This is a genomic window from Acidobacteriota bacterium (assembly GCA_016713675.1).
Lineage (GTDB): Bacteria > Acidobacteriota > Blastocatellia > Pyrinomonadales > Pyrinomonadaceae > OLB17.
The window spans coordinates 281,915-299,308 of record JADJOS010000005.1; the positions used below are offsets into that span (position 1 = coordinate 281,915).

Below are 17,394 nucleotides of genomic sequence, written 5' to 3' on the forward strand. Positions count from 1 at the left end.
TTCTATCGTCCTGTTTATAGATGAAAAATTATGCGGCTGTTTCAAGTCGGGTCAAGAGCGATTATCAAAAATGCAAATAGTCTACTGATCTAACCCATCGGAATTCGAATATTGTTTTTATCGGCAAATTCACGGGCTTCCTCATAACCTGCGTCGGCATGACGTATGACGCCCATACCGGGGTCGGTCGTTAGGACGCGTTCGATGCGCTTGGCGGCTTCGGGGGTGCCGTCGGCGACTATGACCTGGCCGGCGTGAAGCGAATAGCCGATACCTACTCCTCCTCCATGGTGGAGAGAGACCCAAGTAGCCCCGCCGGCAACGTTGATCATAGCGTTCAAATACACCCAATCGGCGATCGCATCCGAGCCATCCTTCATCGATTCGGTCTCGCGGTTAGGCGAAGCGACGCTGCCGCAATCAAGATGGTCGCGGCCAATTACGATCGGGGCTTTCAATTCGCCTGAGGCGACCATTTCGTTCAGTTTAAGCCCGGCTTTTGCACGGGCTCCGTAGCCGAGCCAACAAATGCGGGCCGGAAGTCCCTGGAATTCAACTTGTTCCTGTGCCATTGTAAGCCACCGAGCCAAGTGATCGTCCTCGGGAAAGAGATTCATGATCGCTTCATCCGTTTTGTAGATGTCCTCTTTATCGCCCGAGAGAGCGACCCAACGAAATGGCCCTTTGCCTTCGCAAAAGAGCGGGCGAATATATGCCGGCACGAAGCCCGGATAATCGAACGCATTTGCGACGCCGTTGTCTTTTGCTCTCTGACGCAGGTTGTTCCCGTAGTCAAAAACGATCGAACCGCGACGCTGGAATTCGAGCATCGCTTCGACGTGCTTTGCCATCGAGTCCATAGCGCGTTGTTCGTAAGCGGTTTGATTAGACTTTCTTAGCTGATTCGCCTGCTCGATGTCCAAGCCGACGGGAATATAACCAAATAGGACGTCGTGAGCCGATGTTTGATCGGTAACAACATCGGGAATAACGCCGCGTTCTAGCAATTGCCAATGGACCTCGGCCGCATTACCGCAGAGTGCGATCGATCTTGCTTCTTTTGAGGCCATCGCTTCGTTCGCAAGGTTGAGGGCGTCATCCAGATCTTTTGCCGCGACATCGACTTGTTTGAGTGCCAAGCGCCGTTCAATTCGCCACGGATCGACATCAACGAGTAGACCGACGCCGCCGTTGAATGTGATCGCCTGGGCCTGCGCTCCGCCCATTTCACCCAAGCCCGCCGTTAGGACTAGTTTGCCAGCGAGCGTGCCCCAACCGTGCTGACGGGCAAGCGAACCAAATGTCTCATACGTGCCCTGCAAGATGCCCTGAGTGCCAATATATATCCAACTCCCAGCCGTCATCTGACCGTACATCATAAGGCCGTCGCGTTCATATTGGTCAAACTGCTCCTGTGTCGCCCAATGCGGGACTATGTTGGTATTGGCGATCAATACACGGGGTGCGTCAGTGTGGGATCTGAATACGCCAACCGGTTTTCCGGACTGCACCATCAGCGTTTCGTCTTCGTTCAACTCACGTAAACAACGCAGGATCGCATCGTACGATTCCCAATTTCTAGCCGCTTTGCCTCGTCCGCCATAGACAATTAGATTGTCGGGATCAAATGCCACGTCCGGATCGAGATTGTTCTGTATCATCCGGTAAGCTGCCTCAATGAGCCAGTTTTTACAGCTAAGATCGGTATCCGTTGGTGCATGTATCGCTCGTTTCATAAGAAAGTCAATAGAGTAAGTTTTGAATAATTTATCATAAACGCCTTCGTTGACATTCGTAAGGGCGTTTTTTAGAATTTCGCAATGCAGCGGACACAAGCTCTTTTGTCTCTTATATTTATCTTTGTATGTGGATCGACTGCCTCGGCTCAGGTCATGAGCGTTTCTGATCTCCGTGACGTTTCGCCCACGGCGGAATATTATGCTGATCTGAAAAGCCTAGTCGATTATGGGATCGTTGGCAACGACCTGATCGTAGCTCGTGAAGACACTTTGCCGCCATCAAAGGAACCGATCGGCTCAATGTTTTATCCTGAAACAAAGGTCACGAATCGTCAGTTGGTGTTTCTATTCGATGGCTCATTGAGTTACCTGAAGGATGTGATCGACAATTTTAAGCTGCCGGACGGACTGGATCCAGCCGCGAAATATGCGATGATGCAGGATCTCCGAAAGTCGATCAACCGAAAGCCCCTAAGTAAATTGATCCTCTACACTACGAAGGACGTGGTAGGGCTGAAAATGACATTTGAGGAAGCGTTTGCGTTGGCGAGCCTCGTCGACAGGCACAAGCTCGGAGCCGACGTCTTGAACGCCGACGGTGTCTACGATCGCTTTCGAAGGCTCTCGGAGAAGGAAATATCGAATATTCTGGGCAACGCTCTTCTGGTCAAGCCAACCTGTGTCAAAACGCGATGCTCTATTGGCAACCTGCAACTCAACTATCGAAATGCGACAGTTACGCGAGGACGCCTGGTGCGGATATTGAATAAATATCTTGAAGTGCACATCGAAAAGCTCAACACGATAATCAACCGAAAATAGGTGCCGGCGAATCGTAAAAGAGCGTCAGCAACGCAAAGAAAGTTCAAAACTTGAGGAAGCGAAGCGATTGGACTATTCTTGGGTATCAAATCCTGGAGGGTTCCTTGATGAAGATCCATAGAATTGCCTTAGCGTTATTTGTAACAGCCTGTTTTTCGGGCCTCGCTTTTGCTCAAAATACAGTAAGTGATCCTAAAACGCCGACTTACGATGCGGCACTCGCCAAAAAGCTTGGTGCAGACGAACGCGGAATGAAGCAGTATGTGATGTGCTTTCTGAAAACCGGTCCGCTCAAAGTTGACGATAAAGCCAAGCAGCAGGAGTTGATGAAAGGTCATTTTGGGATGATCAATCGCCTTGCAGAAGCAGGGAAATTGACGATTGCGGGACCGTTTACTGACGGTGGTGAATATCGCGGTATTTATGTTTTCGATGTCCGAACTATCGAGGAAGCAAAGGAATTGACCGCGACCGATCCGTCGATCAAAGAAGGATATTTCATGGTCGAGTTTATCAAATGGTACGGTTCGGCGGCATTGATGGAAGTGAGCAGTACCCACAAAAAGATAGCCAAAGTCGGTCTCTAGATGAACCATGTAGATACCATTATTTTCAACGTCGGCGAACTCGTGACCTGTGCCGCCGGCGGCAAGCCTAAGCGTCGTGCCGAAATGGCGGACGTTGGGATAATTGCCAACGGAGCTGTCGCGATCGCCGACGGCAAGTTTGCAGCCGTCGGCACGACCGAAGAGATTCTCCAAGAGTTCGCAGCCGAGAATGTTATCGATGTTGAAGGAAAGGTGATATGCCCGGGATTTGTGGATCCGCATACACACATCGTTTACGCGGGCGACCGGCTTAACGAGTTTGAGCTTAAGATAAAAGGTGCGGATTATCTGGATATCTTGGCGAGTGGAGGCGGAATCCTCTCGACCGTTAAAGCGACTCGTGCCGCCTCCTTCGAACACTTGGTCAAGTTGGGCTTGAAGCTCCTCGATAAGATGTTTGTCTGTGGAACGACGACCGCCGAGATCAAGACAGGTTACGGGCTCGATACGGCCACGGAGCTGAAAATGTTGGACGTGATCGCAGAGCTCGATAAGCGGCACGTGATCGACATCGTGCCGACGTTTCTAGCTGCTCACACGGTTCCGAACGAATTTAAGGACAATGCGGACGGTTACGTCGATCTCGTATGCGCTGAAATGCTGCCGCGTGCGTGGGATTGGTATCGACGATCCCATTTTTGGGGCTTGGTTCCGTTCTTTGCCGACGTTTTTACCGAACAGAAGTCGTTCAATGTCGATCAATCACGAAGGATCTTAGAATCGGCAAGAACTATGGGCTTTAGAATCAAGGCACATGTCGACCAGTTCACGAATCTTGGCGGATCGCGGCTGGCGATCGGCTGCGGGGCTACATCGATCGATCATCTCGACGCTATCTCCGACGAAGAGATCGCAATTCTTGCGGCGAGTGATACGGTTGGTATCGTTATCCCGACCGAGAATTTCAATGCGGGAAAAACCCAATTCGCGAATGCCCGCAAAATGATCGATGCTGGCTGTGCAATGGCCTTGTCGACCGATTACAATCCGGGCTCGGCTCCGTGCCCTTCGCAACCGATGGCGATGGCGATTGCGTGTCGTTATCAAAAGCTCTTACCGGCCGAAGCGTTAAACGCGGCGACGATCAATGCAGCGTTTGCGATCGGACTCGGTGAGCAATGTGGCTCTATTGAAAAGGGCAAAAAGGCGGACTTGCTGATATTGGATATGAATGATCACCGCCAGATCGTGGCGGAATTCGGCGGCAACGGCGTAAAAACCGTGTTCAAGCGAGGGGAAGTCGTATAGAGCATAGTGTTTAGTGCTTTCTTAGTCATAGATTAGCTATCGCGACAATTAGTTTCGGTATAGTTCATGACAAAGAGGGCTCAGCATCTGATAATCGAGGCTGCTAAACCTAGCGACAAGCGGTCGGGAGGGACATGTAAAGCTTCGGGAGCTACTGTGGTCCCGTTCCTTCGAGGGAAGAGATGTCCCTCTGGCGGAATTTCGAAGATCGCCGACCAAATGACGAAATCAGGTATCCGAAAATCGAATTTTGTCGAGGAAGTGCCCAAGTTGTGAGCATACTGCAGGAAGATAGTATAAATGTTTAATGAGATCATAATTGACGGCGAGAATCTTTCGTTTGAACATGTCATTGCCGTCGCCTATGGCGAAGCTGGAGGGCCTCGCGTGGCGTTGTCTGATACAGCAAAGTCAAAGGTCGATCGATCAGCGGCGGCGGTGCAGACTTTGCTCGATCGGGGTGAGATAGCTTACGGCATTACGACGGGTTTTGGGGCATTTAAGGACAAGATCATCAGCCGCGAAGAGGTAGAACTGTTGCAGCGGAATATAGTTGTCAGTCATTCGGTCGGCGTGGGCGATCCGTTTGATACCGCGACCGTAAGGGCCGTGATGTTGATCCGTGCTAACACGCTGGCGCGCGGGTTTTCCGGCATAAAGCTCGCAACGCTTGAGATGATCCTTGAATTCCTCAATCGCGGTGTCCATCCGGTCATCCCCGAAAAGGGAAGTCTCGGAGCCAGCGGCGACCTCGCTCCGCTTGCCCACTTTGCTTGCGTTCTCATTGGCGAGGGCGAAGCAGAATTCGATGGCTCGGTGATGAAGGGTGCTGAAGCACTAAAACTGGCCGGCCTGTCGCCCATCACGCTTGCGGCGAAGGAAGGGCTAGCCCTCACCAACGGTACGACCGTCATGACTGCGGTAGGGCTGCTTGAGACGTGGAAAGCCATGCGTCTCGCAAGCGTTGCTGATGTCGCGGGCAGTTTGACGCTCGAAGCGTTGAACGGCACATGTTCCGCATTCGATGAACGTATCCATGCCTTGCGGCCTCATCCAAGACAGGTCGAATGTGCGAAGAATCTGAGAGCGATCCTCGCGGAGAGCGAGTTTGTACGCAGCTTCGATCCGTCAAATGTGCAGGATGCATATACGCTTCGATGCATGCCGCAGGTTCACGGGGCGTGCCGCGATGCCATCGCGTATGCGGAGTGGCTGATCAAGCTAGAACTCAATTCGGTAACTGACAATCCGTTGATCTTTATTGATGATACGGGCGAAAAGATCGAAGTCATTAGCGGCGGCAATTTCCATGGCGAACCGCTCGCATTGGCTTTCGATTATCTGACCATCGCATTGAGCGAACTTGGCAATATCTCCGAACGGCGCATCATGCGCCTCACGGACGAAGACTCAAATGCTCACATTCTACCGGCCTTCCTTACCGAGCACGGTGGTATTAACTCAGGATTCATGATCGTCCAGTACACTGCCGCAGCTCTTTGCACTGAGAACAAGATCCTTGCACATCCTGCGAGCGTCGACACGATTCCGAGCTCGGCGAATGTTGAAGATCACGTTTCGATGGGGGCAACCGCTGCCGTGAAACTAAGGCAAGTCGCAGACAACCTTGAACACATCCTCTCCCTCGAACTATTCTGCGCTGCACAGGGCATCGATCTTCGAAAGAAACGCATGGGGGGCGAGAGGAAATTAGGTAAGGGGACGCGCGATGTTTATGCGAAAATCAGAGCGTCGATTCCATTTATCGAACGTGACGAATACATGAAGGATCACATGAATGCGGCACACAGCGTAGTCCGCGAGTTTAATGAGATATAGAAACGAGGCGAATATGAAACGACAACGAATGATAGGGATGGCGATCGCGGCATTGTTTGGGGCGAGCTGCTGGTCAATGGGAACGAGTACTACGAGATCCCAACCAGCCGATACTCCGCGAACAAGCGACCAAACTTCCGCAACCCCGACTCCAAAAAGCTTGGTCTCCCCGGTTGGCAATACAAAGATGACCCAAACATCAGCAAATAGATCATTTCAGGACAATCTCCCTTCGGATTTTTCGCAACCAACAGATGATGCCGGCAGGCTACTGTTACGCGAATACGGCTCGGTCTTTGTTTCCCGCGGTGGAACGATACCGCCGAAGAAGGTCGTCTTCAAGGATCAGGCTGATGTGCTGGCGTTTCAGGCGACCGTGCAGAAATCAACCGAATCCATCGGCGGACTTTCAATGACGCTTCAGACACCGGCCATGAATGCCCTCAAGAATGCTATTGCCGAGGCGAAAAGGGCCGGCCTTTCGATCGGTCCACGCGGAGCTGATTCATCTAGGCGTGATTACGATCACACTGTGAAACTCTGGGCGAGTCGTGTCAATCCCGGATTCGTACATTGGGTCGGGAAAGGCCGGGTCACTCAGGCCGAAGCCGCCCGGATTAAACGGTTATCCCCGTTCGAACAGGTCTCCGAGATTCTCAAACTGGAACAGCAGTCGATCTTTTTTTCTACGGGCAAGGACAAATCGATCATCTACTCAGTTGCTCCTCCCGGGACCTCGCAGCACATATCAATGCTCGCATTGGATGTTAAAGAATTCGACAACGCCCGGATCCGGGCGATATTGGCTAATCACGGGTGGTTTCAGACGGTGACATCCGACCTTCCGCACTTTACTTATCTCGGTGTGACCGAGGCCGAACTGCCCGGGATCGGCCTCAAAAAGGTGAGCAACACAGGCCGGGATTTTTGGGTTCCGGATATTTAAGCCTATCGCAGCATACCCATTCCGCCGTCAACGTGAAGGATCTGGCCTGTGATCCACCTTGATCCGCCGGTCAAGAGAAATTCCGCCATCGCTGCGACGTCATCCGGCGTGCCGATCTTGTTCAATGGATTGCGCCCAGCAACCGCTACTCGTTTTTCCTCAGAGTTAAGCAATCTCTCAGCAAGCGATGTGTCAGTCAGCGATGGGGCAATGCAGTTGACCCGGATCTTTGGGGCGAATTCGGCCGCCAGCGCTCGAGTTAGACCCTCTACAGCGCCTTTTGCAGCAGATATTGACGAATGAAATCCCATACCGGTTTGAACAGCCACTGTGCTGAACAGTACGATCGACGGATCTTCAGCTTCCTTTAGATTTGGAAGTAACGACTGTATCGTCTTCACAGATCCGAGGAGGTTAATATTGAGATCCGTAAGAAATTCCTTTTCCGTCAGGCGGATGAATGGCTTTAGATTTATACTGCCCGGACAATAGACGATCCCGTCAACGGATCCTTCGATAAACGGAAAATCTCCCTCGCCGATTGCGTCATATTCAAGGGACCTGACATTCGGGATATCACAAGTGTCGCCTTCGGTCCGGCTCAAAGCGATCACGCTGTGCCCTGCGTTGGATAACCTTTGTGCGAGTGCGCTCCCGATGCCTTTGCTTGCACCGACGATAACCATGGTCTTCATCATAATGGACTCCACATTGCGAGAAAGGTGTGTTTCGCCGACGGGTTCGAAATAGATTCAAACTCGTTCGCGAAAAGAGAAAAGCGACGGTCAAGTGTCCGTCGCTTACCTAAATTCATGTTTTGTTATTTTGCCTATTGGATGAGATATGGTGCGAGAAGTTTCATCCATGACCGCTCGGCTCGTTTGAATTCTTCCTCACAGCGAACAGCACGTTTTTCCGGAAGTCCGTCGTCACCGATCATAAATTCGTTCTTGTCCGGGTTGCTGCCGTAGACAAGACAGAGCATATCGTAAAACCGAGTTTTGCTGAACGAATGTTCATCCCAAAATAGCATATCGCCAGGCTCCTGATCACGTGACGCGATCTCGAATTCCAGAGCGGCGTTTATCGTACTCGCTTGTCCCTCGTCTGAACCGTCGAGCATCAAGATAGTCGCAAGCTGGTCGACGGCATCTTCTTCGCGGCCTGTCGCGGGCAGTTCCCAAACATCGATCAAGCAATGTCCGAGTTCGTGAAACAAGGTCTGTATTAGAGTGTCTTCGACCATTTCGTCCACTTTTGCCTGATCTTTTTCAATGGTCTTAAATTCCGCCTCGTACTGTTCCAGCAGTTCGTAACAAAAGGTGATCTCTGACGCATTCGGGTTGTAATATGCATTTGGTTCACCACAGGCGTCCATATTGATATAAACGTCCTTCGGCATTGCGATCAATTGATTCAAAGCGTTAGTGATTTCCTGGAAAGCACCTATGAGCTCCTTTGGCATGACCTTTTTCGGGTCTTTTGCTTTGGTCTTAGGCGAGAAACCTACCTTGAAGTCTCCCTTATCGAGCGGATGTTTCTTGGGTTTAACCGGAACCGGTGTCGTCGATACGACATTCGAGGGCCGGTTCATATTTCCAGTTTGGGCGTTGGCCGGGCCGATTATCCAAGCGGTCCCAAGGATCATAGCAAGCAGGGCAAGTGAACAAAGTCCAGTCAATATTGTTTTCATGGGTTTATGATTGGGTTCCCAAAGTTCCTGTCAAATTCAGGCGAAATTGAAATACACGCATGATCGATAAATTGTACTTATCAATGGCGACTGCGGAGGAGCCGGTTGAGCGTTTGGCTGTAGATCTGATCCCATGCAGCGTTGATATTCTCTTGTTCTCTATCGGCAGCGTTTGCCCTTCGCCTGCCGGCGTCTCGCCCATGTGCCGCACGCCCATGTCCGGAAAGGGCCCGTGAGAGAGTTGCAGCATTTTGATCCGCCGCGTTCCTCGCTTCCTGTTCACAATTCGCACACATATTAACCTCCTTCCGATCGGCAAACACCGCGTGAGTCATTGTGATATTCGCGGCTATTGCGACAATTGATTATTAGAACAAAGTTGGAGTATTCCACCGAGAACTTACAATGAGGGAGGTATGTTGTCAAGAAAGAGAGAAAAGAAAAGACCGAGGTTCGAAAAAAAATGGTACACCCGGCAAGATTCGAACTTGCGACCCTCTGATTCGAAGTCAGATACTCTATCCAGCTGAGCTACGGGTGCTTGAACCAAATCAAAGTTTAGTTTGCTGGTGAAGGTTTTGCAAACTAAACGCCGAATTACGGCTTTTGCAGCGTTCGTACGTGTTTAATAACGGCTTTGATCTGCTCAGGGGTCATCTTATCTTTGAATGCCGGCATGCCGTCGTCTGGGAACCCGTTAACAACATATTCGGTTAGCTTTTCATCGGGTTTTGCCGCCATTTTTGCGGTAGTGATATCGTCCGGGTTGAGCGTTTTGCCGTCGATCGTAACTTTTCCGCCCTTGCCGCTGTCCTTATGGCATTCGGCACAATTCTTTGCGTAAAGATCCATACCCATAGCGATCTCCTCAGGCGTTGCAGCCGGAGCCGGAGTTCCCGCTCCGGGAGTGGCCGCGGGCTTGTTGTTGGCAGTTGAGTTAGTAGTATTCGGTGTAGTTGCCGTTTGGCCGCAGGCAACGGCGAATAATGCGGCGGCCATCAACACAACAGTTAGCTTGATATAATTCACGACGGATCTCCCTTGATTTGATTCGAAACTCCGAAAAGTTTAACTTAAGGGCAATGCGAATGCAATTGACCCGAATGTCCGCTGATCTTTACATCTTCAATACATTATGAAACGAATTCTTTTTGTTCTGTCATTTTTCGCGGCTTGCCTGATTTCCAATGCCTTTGGCCAAATTCAGCCGACGAAAATGTCTGTCGTCGGCCTCAAGAACGAGGTCATTGTTAGCCGCGACTCGCGCAGCATTCCTTACCTAACGGCAGCGAATGATGCTGACCTGTATTTCGCCCAAGGTTTTGTGATGGCGAGCGATCGTTTGTGGCAAATGGATGTTGCCAGACGGACGCCGAGAGGGCAGCTTGCGGAATTGTTTGGCGAGATTAGGCTTGAGGAAGACAAAAGATGGAGGCGGTTCGGTTTCAGTGCATTGGCTGAGCAAAGCTTTGCGGCGATGAATGTTGAAACAAAGGCCCCGCTTGAGAATTATGCGCGCGGTGTCAACGCATTTATGGCGACGCTTGATGACAAGACGATGCCGCCTGAGTTCAAGATACTGCAGTACAAACCTACGCCATGGCTGCCTACGGACAGCCTGATAATAGCTGCGAATCTTGCGGACGCACTTAGTTCCACGTGGCGGCTAGATCTGATCATGGCGTCGCTGGTCGGATTTGATAGACAAAAGCTTGCAGATCTCACAAATCAGGTCACGCCTTATGATGTTGTATTGTTTGGCAGTGATTCTAAGAAGGCATCTGCCGCAAAATCACCACAAATCACGCCGAGCGAGACCGCGCTTGCCCTGGCGGCAAAGGACGATGATCTGCGGCGGAGTTCACTTGAGCTGTTGGGATTGTACGCTGAGGAACTTGCGGCCTCAAACAATTGGGTGATAAGCGGCAAACGTACGGCGGACGGCCGTGCGATGCTGGCGAACGATCCTCATCTCGCGCCAATGACGCCGGGCATATGGTATCTGATCGATCTCAGGTCGCCGAGCCATCACGTCGCAGGCGTAGTGTTCCCCGGAATGCCGGGCGTAACGATCGGGCATAACGATCATTTTGCGTGGGGAATGACGAACGTCGGCCCTGACGCGCAAGACCTTTACGCTGAGACGTTCAACGATGTCGGCGAGTACAAAACGCCTACGGGCTGGGCGAAACCTGTTGTTCGCACTGAAACGATCAACGTCCGCGGCAATCTGATGAAGCCCGACACCTCGCCGCAGACCATCGACGTTATGGAAACGCGTAACGGCACAGTGATCACGGATGATGTCGGTAAGAAATATGCTCTAAAATGGACAGCTCGCGACCCTAAGAACCTGCGCCTCGAGGCATTTCCTCTGATAAATCGTGCAAAAGACTGGGCGTCGTTCAAAGCTGCACTGACACGGTTCGGCGGACCTGCGCACAACTTTGTATATGCTGATGTTAAGGGCAACATCGGCTGGCACATAGCCGGAGCCATTCCGATCCGGAGAAATGGCGAAGGTGCGTTGCCTTACGATGGTGCGACGACGGACGGCGATTGGCTCGGCGACATTCCGTTTGAGGAATTGCCAAATCTTTACAACCCAAAAGCTGGTTTCATCGTTACGGCGAATCAGCGAACTGTTGGAACTGACTACAAATATCCTCAAATGACACGTGCCGCTGCCGCGCCATGGCGTGCGCGCAGGATATATGACCTTCTCTCCAAGTGGGACAAAGCCACGATGGACGACAGTCGAGATGTTTTGTACGACGCTTACAACATTCCGCTTGCTGAATTTGGTCGTGCCGTGCTTGCCGAGAACACGGTCTCGAACGAAACTGCGGCCGTTTTGCGTGAATGGAACGGAAAAATGACTCCGGACAGTCGGGGAGCCGTTCTCGTGGACGAATTGCGAGGTTGTGTTATCAACAAAATGGCCGAAAGCAACAAACCCGTGCCCGGATTTCTTATCAATGGTCGTGTTTTTGATCGAGCGACTCGCGAAAAGTTGCCGCGATGGCTTCCGGCTGGTTTTAGTACGTATGGCGAGCTTTACAAAGCCTGCGACGCGATCATTAGAACGTCTCTAGCGGCATCCAAAACCTACGGAGCCGACCCGACAGGATGGATTTGGGGCAAGAATTGGAAATCTCGATTCGCACATCCGCTCGCTGCCGTTCCATTGATCGGCGGACAGTTCGCCACGCCGAACGTCGGCATCGCCGGCAGTGGCAATACACCAAACGTCGGTTCCAGCGTGTCGATGCGGCTGATCGCGTCGCCCGGCAACTGGGACGCGACGCGTCAGGTAATTCCCATGGGCCAGTCCGGCGACCCCAGATCGCCCCATTTCAAAGACCAATTCGAGGCGTGGAACACCGGAGCACCCGTAATCATGCATTTTTCCAAGCCCGCGATCGACAAAGCAACCGTCTCGAAGCTCACTTTGAGCCCGAAATAGCATTTCCAGAACGCAGAGCTCTACGACTACGTTCCTTTCAGAGGCGGTCGAGGAAGTCGCTGAGTATTATCGCGGCGGCCTCGGAATCTACTTGGGAGCGCGATTCTTTTACATCCAGCCCGCGTTGCCAGAGACGGGACTTGGCTTCATATGAAGTGACGCGTTCGTCTTGCAAATAAACAGGGATCTCGAGTGAAAGAGAGAAGCGGCGGGCCATCGAGCGTGCCTCCGAGCTCATTTCGCTTTCGCCGCCGTCCGAACGCAACGGCAAACCAATCACGAGAGCCTTTGCATCCAACTCGGCAAGGATGGTTTTGACCTCAACCAATAACTTTTTCCAACTCGTTCGCGTTATAAACGGTAACGGACGCGTCGTGAAGCGTAATTCGTCACAGACCGCGACGCCGACGCGTTTGGTTCCGGGGTCGAGCGACACGATGCGGCCTTCCGCAGGAACGGTCGAAAGATCTGTAAGTTCGAGCGGATTAGTTATTTCTTTTTGTTGCACGAATAAACTCTATCACTGATAATTATTTAACTGTCGGATACACGAGGTATTTTATGTCATTTCGCGGAAAACTTTGGGTCATGGTGCTGTCGGGTGCGATCGCTGTCTATGCGGTCATCGGCGGCCTGCCGTTCGTCGGCAACGTTCTGAACGCAAACGCCCAACAGCCGGTCAACGATGCGGGTGCACAGTTGCGGATCGTCGAATCCGTGCTGCAACACATCCAGAACGATTATGTCGACGACCCCAACATGGAAAAGGTCCGCGTCGGGGCTTTGCGAGGCCTCGCGAACGGTTTGGACCCGTATTCGTCCTTTTTGACGGCAGATCAGGTCAAGGAATACCAGGCCGGTAAAGCGATCACAAAGACCAGCATCGGCGCGGAGTTCTCACAGGTTTCGGGTTTCCTTTACGTCATCTCCGTCATAAAGGGCGGACCCGCGGACAAAGCCGGCCTCAAGTCGGGGGATGTCATCGAATACATAGATACGAAAGCCTCGCGCGATGTTTCGCTCTACGACGCGACACAATTGGTTGCCGGAAATTCGGGAACGACGGTTGCTCTCCGTGTACTTCGCTCCGGGGAGAAACCGCAAACGATAAAAGTGACTCGCGGCACGTACAGCGTCCCAAAGGCTGAATCCCGCATGGAAGGCACGAAGATTGGCGTGGTCAAGATCTATAGCCTCGAAGAAGGCGAAGCGGCAGACATCAAAGCACAGGTAGCATCCCTTCAAAAGCAAGGGGCAGCTAAGATCATATTAGATCTTCGCGGAGTTGCGGGCGGCAAGCTTGAGGAAGCCGCAAGTGTTGCCAACCTATTCATCAAGGACGGGAACCTTGCCACCATTATTGGCCGTGAGAATAAGCCGACGAAAACTTTCGCGGCAGACCCTGCGAAGGCAATTTTCGACGGCGAAGCCGCGGTCTTGATCAATCTCAGCACTGCCGGTGCCTCCGAAGCCATTGCATCGGCCTTTCTGGATCGTAAACGCGGTGAGGTGGTCGGCGAGCGTACATTCGGGATGGGAACCGAACAGCAGCTTTTCACGCTCAAGAGTGGCGACGGACTGCTGCTTACAGTTGCCAAGTGGGCATCGCCAAACGGCACTCCTTTCCTCGGCGAAGACAAAGCAACGATGGGTGTAAAACCTTCGGTAGAGGTCAAACGCCCCGATACGCCAGAACCGCTAGACATTGAAAGCCTCGGCGACGGCCCGACGCAGCCTAATCCCGGAGCGACGCCAACGCCGACGCCAAAACCGAAGGTTGCACCGGTCCTGGAAGATATCCAGCTTAAGAAGGCACTCGAGATACTCGGCGGAAATGCTTCTGCGGCAAAAGCGGGTTAGTTTTTCGATTCTTTTTCAGTGAAAAGCCGGGCGTTCGCGTTCGGCCTTTTTTTTGTACAAAATCTTGTTGCGATTCCTGAAGACTGCTATCATCAGATGCAAATGATATCACGTGAGATAATCGTCAGACAGCTCGAGGAAAAAGACCTCAATGAGTGGTTGCGACTGAGGCAATTGCTTTGGGATGAAACGCCGGTTGAAGAGCATCGAGATGAGATGCTCGACATCATTGAGCATCCGGAATTCCAGCTTGTGCTTGTTGCCGATGCGGGGGACGAAGGCCTGATCGGATTTTTAGAGGTGAGTATTCGGCCGTTTGCTGAAGATTGCGACACGGAGAATGTCGGCTACCTTGAAGGGTGGTTCGTTCAGCCCGAATATCGTAGGACCGGCGTTGGCCGTAACCTCGTCGCAAACGCCGAGCAGTGGGCAAAGGCCCATGGCTGTACCGAGATGGCATCCGATGCGGAAATGGGCAACGAGGACAGTATTGAGGCACATAGGCAGCTTGGTTACGAGGAAACCTCTAGGCTAGTGCACTTAAGGAAAGAACTGGTCTAAATGAGGTCGCAGCGAAAATCACAATATCTGATACCCGCCCTTTTGGCTGTGGTCTTTATCTGTGTTGTGTCTGTGGTCGGTCAATCGTCGGACCCTAATTTTCCGACTCCGCTCACAACCAACGTTGTCAATTCGACAATCAACCCCCGTGATATTGGGGATTCTCGGCTGACGACCTACTATTACGCCTTTGGCGGCGATCAGGGCGATGTCTTTATAAATGTAGTTTCAAAGAATTTCGACGGTAACATTGATGTGTTTACGGCAGACGGCATGCGTCCGCTTACTAAGATCGTGATCTATTCGGATTCGAGCTTTAATGAGACCGGACGGCTTATTTATCTGCGCAAGACCGAACGGCTTATCCTTCGCATCGAAGGCCGTCCACCTGACGATCGTCCGGCGACATTACAGTTGAAATTTGCGGGGAGTTTTGTTGCGTTGCAGGGCAGGCCGGGGAGCGATCCGGATGCTCCGACAGTTGCGGCGAGCGAATTAGGTAAAGTCCGTGTAAATTCTGTCGGAACGATAATTGAGGTTCCTCAACCGAAAAAGACTGAGATCAAGACACCCCAGGCAGCTTCAGTAGCAGTAAAGCAAAAAAAGGATGCCGTAAAGACCGTGGACGTAAAAACCGTTTCGGACAAGCCCGGCGTCGATTCCATCTCGCCAAGCAAGGAATCTAAGCCAAAGGAAACGACGAAGAAGCAAACAAACAGCGAGAATATCGCCGCCAAGGAAGTAAAAGAGGATAAAAAGCCGATTGCAAATGATAAGAAGCCGAAAGACCGCGGAAAGGCGATCGCAAAGGGCTCGGAGCCGGAAAACGCGAAAGCCGACCCGTTGGCAAATATTCGCTTGGTGGTCGCATTCAAAAACGGCGATAGGTTAGAACGCTCGCTTTCCGAAGTGCTGAAATTCAGCGTCGATAAAGGCGTGTTGACCGTCATCGCAAAGGATGGCGGTATACGCCGCTATCTGATGGTTGACGTCGCCGAAGTCAGTATTAAATAGTTCTATGCATAACTGTGCAATCCCTTTAACAGGTAACTCACTCCGAGATACGTAAAGATCACAAATAAAAATCCTACTATCGCAAAGTATGCTGAGCTTCGTCCACGCCATCCGCGTGAGATCCGGGTATGAAGGAATGCGGCATAGGTCAGCCACGCGACGAGAGCTCCGGTTTCCTTCGAATCAAAACCCCAAGGCCGTCCCCACGACTCGTTCGCCCAGATCGCTCCTGTTATTAATAAAATAGCGAGTCCGGCAAAAGCAAGACAGGCGGTCTTATACATCAGATTGTCGAGCGATTCGAGGCTTGGCAGGCGTTCGCGGAGTTTTTCGGTCCGGAAGCCGAAAATAAGGACAAACAATGTCCCGACCAGCGCGGTCAACAACGCTGCGACCTCGACAGGATTTGTGTTTAGGCTAAGGAACATCGACGGGCCGGCGGACTGCATATAGTTCCGTGCCATTTGCTCGTGCTGGTTCGCCGTCATTGCCGACAACTCCGGAACAGATAACTGTTGTGTCTCAGCGATCGCCATGCCGGCTGTGACGTATTGGCTCGGGTCATTGGCAAGTTGAGCTTGGAGTTTAGGGTAGACGTCGTTAGTTGTCTTAATTCCATTTACAAGTAAGGCGATAGAAATGATCTGAGCGAGAAATGCCAGTTTGATCAAATAGCTGCCGGCAATACGGGCTTTCTCATTTTCCTTATAAATGTAAATGATATAGGCGATAACTACACCAAGCAACAACACACCGGCGACTGCTAAGGCCGGACCGACGTAAGGAAGATCGAGGCGGAACGGAGCAGAAAACGGCTTTTTATTACCCGTGCTCGGCACAAAAAGGCCGGCACGATAGACAAAGGATGTCACCACCGAAAACTTGCTTACCGTTGCGATCACGCTGATCGCGAACAAGCTAGACCATATTGCCATTGCCTCAACCTTGACTCCGTCCTTCAACAGGTACATGACCGCAACTGCAAAACAAACGAGAGCGACGCCGTAGCTCAGCGATGCGTCACCGACATGTATCGGACGCCAATATGAATCGAGAACCGGTGGTAGATCGATGAATTCGTTTCCAATGAACCTGGCCAGAACGAGAATAAGTGCCGCAAGCGGCAGAGTGAACGCCGAAATTACGCGGAAATTATGCCTTTTAGCGAATAAAAGCGTAGTAATTCCCGCTCCAAATGCGAATGCAAGACTAAGATCATAAAGATTCGCAAACGGAATGTAGCGAAAAACCCACGGGCTCGCCATGTTGCCGCTTTCGCGCATTATTGCGATCTCGTGATCGTAGGCTGATACCCATCGGACCAACCAACTGGAGAGATTAAAGAAAACGCCAAGCGACGCACTCCAAAAACCGATCTTTTCTGCCATTCCGGACGGAGCGTACAGATTCGTAAGATAGAAAACGGCGGCAAGGATATAGCAGGCCAAAGCGAGCATCATCAACGCACCATCATTAATAAACCCATCGCCGAATTGGATCCGGGCTCCGAGCATGACGAATGCACCAAAAATGACCAAGATCGCGGGCAAATATCCCTTTAATTTGCCGTCTGTATCCAATCTATCGAGTTCGTTCAT

At 51.6% G+C, this 17,394-nt stretch carries 16 protein-coding genes and 1 tRNA gene; 9 read left to right on the forward strand and 8 right to left on the reverse strand.

What is annotated here, in order from left to right:
* Positions 1-89 precede the first annotated feature (89 nt).
* Positions 90-1,736, reverse strand: a complete 1,647-nt coding sequence (gene hutU, locus IPK01_18160; protein MBK7935355.1) for a urocanate hydratase — start codon at positions 1,734-1,736, stop codon at positions 90-92.
* A 105-nt stretch (positions 1,737-1,841) separates the two neighbouring features.
* Between hutU and IPK01_18165 the strand changes: the two genes are divergently transcribed.
* From IPK01_18165 to IPK01_18185, 5 genes are all read left to right on the forward strand, one after another.
* On the forward strand, positions 1,842-2,561 hold the full coding sequence (locus tag IPK01_18165) for a hypothetical protein (protein ID MBK7935356.1): 720 nt from the start codon (positions 1,842-1,844) through the stop codon (positions 2,559-2,561).
* Between the two features lie 107 nt (positions 2,562-2,668).
* Positions 2,669-3,148 (forward strand): hypothetical protein, encoded by a 480-nt coding sequence (locus IPK01_18170; protein MBK7935357.1) that lies wholly within the window; start codon positions 2,669-2,671, stop codon positions 3,146-3,148.
* Positions 3,149-4,417, forward strand: coding sequence for an imidazolonepropionase (locus IPK01_18175; protein MBK7935358.1), 1,269 nt, complete (start codon positions 3,149-3,151; stop codon positions 4,415-4,417).
* 300 nt (positions 4,418-4,717) lie between these two features.
* Positions 4,718-6,256 (forward strand): histidine ammonia-lyase, encoded by a 1,539-nt coding sequence (gene hutH, locus IPK01_18180; GenBank protein MBK7935359.1) that lies wholly within the window; start codon positions 4,718-4,720, stop codon positions 6,254-6,256.
* 13 nt (positions 6,257-6,269) lie between these two features.
* Positions 6,270-7,202, forward strand: a complete 933-nt coding sequence (locus tag IPK01_18185; GenBank protein MBK7935360.1) for a hypothetical protein — start codon at positions 6,270-6,272, stop codon at positions 7,200-7,202.
* A 2-nt stretch (positions 7,203-7,204) separates the two neighbouring features.
* On the opposite strand, the gene IPK01_18190 is transcribed toward IPK01_18185, so the two are convergent.
* The 5 genes from IPK01_18190 to IPK01_18210 all read right to left on the reverse strand — a co-directional run bounded on the left by IPK01_18190 (position 7,205) and on the right by IPK01_18210 (position 9,924).
* A complete protein-coding gene (locus IPK01_18190) occupies positions 7,205-7,897 on the reverse strand; it encodes an SDR family oxidoreductase (GenBank protein ID MBK7935361.1) in 693 nt (230 codons plus the stop codon).
* Between the two features lie 134 nt (positions 7,898-8,031).
* A complete protein-coding gene (locus IPK01_18195; GenBank protein MBK7935362.1) occupies positions 8,032-8,895 on the reverse strand; it encodes a hypothetical protein in 864 nt (287 codons plus the stop codon).
* Between the two features lie 4 nt (positions 8,896-8,899).
* Entirely contained in the window at positions 8,900-9,145 is a 246-nt protein-coding gene (locus IPK01_18200; protein MBK7935363.1) for a hypothetical protein, read from the reverse strand.
* A 214-nt stretch (positions 9,146-9,359) separates the two neighbouring features.
* Positions 9,360-9,436 (reverse strand) — tRNA-Arg (locus IPK01_18205).
* 56 nt (positions 9,437-9,492) lie between these two features.
* Positions 9,493-9,924: a cytochrome c gene (locus IPK01_18210; GenBank protein MBK7935364.1), complete on the reverse strand. Its 432-nt coding sequence runs from the start codon at positions 9,922-9,924 to the stop codon at positions 9,493-9,495.
* Positions 9,925-10,030: 106 nt separating this feature from the next.
* On the opposite strand from IPK01_18210, the gene IPK01_18215 reads away from it, so the two are divergent.
* Positions 10,031-12,361 (forward strand): penicillin acylase family protein, encoded by a 2,331-nt coding sequence (locus tag IPK01_18215; GenBank protein ID MBK7935365.1) that lies wholly within the window; start codon positions 10,031-10,033, stop codon positions 12,359-12,361.
* 37 nt (positions 12,362-12,398) lie between these two features.
* Here IPK01_18215 and ruvX read toward each other — a convergent pair whose 3' ends face one another.
* Positions 12,399-12,869 carry a Holliday junction resolvase RuvX gene (ruvX, locus tag IPK01_18220; GenBank protein MBK7935366.1) on the reverse strand — a complete coding sequence of 157 codons (471 nt, stop codon included), beginning with the start codon at positions 12,867-12,869 and terminating at the stop codon, positions 12,399-12,401.
* A 53-nt stretch (positions 12,870-12,922) separates the two neighbouring features.
* On the opposite strand from ruvX, the gene IPK01_18225 reads away from it, so the two are divergent.
* From IPK01_18225 to IPK01_18235, 3 genes are all read left to right on the forward strand, one after another.
* Positions 12,923-14,221 (forward strand): PDZ domain-containing protein, encoded by a 1,299-nt coding sequence (locus IPK01_18225; GenBank protein MBK7935367.1) that lies wholly within the window; start codon positions 12,923-12,925, stop codon positions 14,219-14,221.
* Between the two features lie 102 nt (positions 14,222-14,323).
* Positions 14,324-14,782: a GNAT family N-acetyltransferase gene (locus IPK01_18230; protein MBK7935368.1), complete on the forward strand. Its 459-nt coding sequence runs from the start codon at positions 14,324-14,326 to the stop codon at positions 14,780-14,782.
* Entirely contained in the window at positions 14,783-15,796 is a 1,014-nt protein-coding gene (locus IPK01_18235) for a hypothetical protein (GenBank protein ID MBK7935369.1), read from the forward strand.
* 2 nt (positions 15,797-15,798) lie between these two features.
* Here IPK01_18235 and ccsA read toward each other — a convergent pair whose 3' ends face one another.
* The gene (gene ccsA, locus IPK01_18240) at positions 15,799-17,394 is read right to left on the reverse strand and encodes a cytochrome c biogenesis protein CcsA (protein ID MBK7935370.1); all 1,596 of its coding nucleotides are present in this window, start codon (positions 17,392-17,394) and stop codon (positions 15,799-15,801) included.

What these genes read in the sequence shown, in the direction of transcription:
- hutH (MBK7935359.1), top strand. Translation starts at nt 4,718, where the DNA reads ATGTTTAATGAGATCATAATTGACGGCGAGAATCTTTCGTTTGAACAT.
- IPK01_18195 (MBK7935362.1), bottom strand. Translation starts at nt 8,895, where the DNA reads ATGAAAACAATATTGACTGGACTTTGTTCACTTGCCCTGCTTGCTATG.
- IPK01_18190 (MBK7935361.1), bottom strand. Translation starts at nt 7,897, where the DNA reads ATGAAGACCATGGTTATCGTCGGTGCAAGCAAAGGCATCGGGAGCGCA.
- hutU (MBK7935355.1), bottom strand. Translation starts at nt 1,736, where the DNA reads ATGAAACGAGCGATACATGCACCAACGGATACCGATCTTAGCTGTAAA.
- IPK01_18175 (MBK7935358.1), top strand. Translation starts at nt 3,149, where the DNA reads ATGAACCATGTAGATACCATTATTTTCAACGTCGGCGAACTCGTGACC.
- IPK01_18230 (MBK7935368.1), top strand. Translation starts at nt 14,324, where the DNA reads ATGATATCACGTGAGATAATCGTCAGACAGCTCGAGGAAAAAGACCTC.
- IPK01_18225 (MBK7935367.1), top strand. Translation starts at nt 12,923, where the DNA reads ATGTCATTTCGCGGAAAACTTTGGGTCATGGTGCTGTCGGGTGCGATC.
- IPK01_18215 (MBK7935365.1), top strand. Translation starts at nt 10,031, where the DNA reads ATGAAACGAATTCTTTTTGTTCTGTCATTTTTCGCGGCTTGCCTGATT.
- IPK01_18170 (MBK7935357.1), top strand. Translation starts at nt 2,669, where the DNA reads ATGAAGATCCATAGAATTGCCTTAGCGTTATTTGTAACAGCCTGTTTT.
- IPK01_18235 (MBK7935369.1), top strand. Translation starts at nt 14,783, where the DNA reads ATGAGGTCGCAGCGAAAATCACAATATCTGATACCCGCCCTTTTGGCT.
- IPK01_18185 (MBK7935360.1), top strand. Translation starts at nt 6,270, where the DNA reads ATGAAACGACAACGAATGATAGGGATGGCGATCGCGGCATTGTTTGGG.
- IPK01_18200 (MBK7935363.1), bottom strand. Translation starts at nt 9,145, where the DNA reads ATGCTGCAACTCTCTCACGGGCCCTTTCCGGACATGGGCGTGCGGCAC.
- ccsA (MBK7935370.1), bottom strand. Translation starts at nt 17,394, where the DNA reads ATGAACGAACTCGATAGATTGGATACAGACGGCAAATTAAAGGGATAT.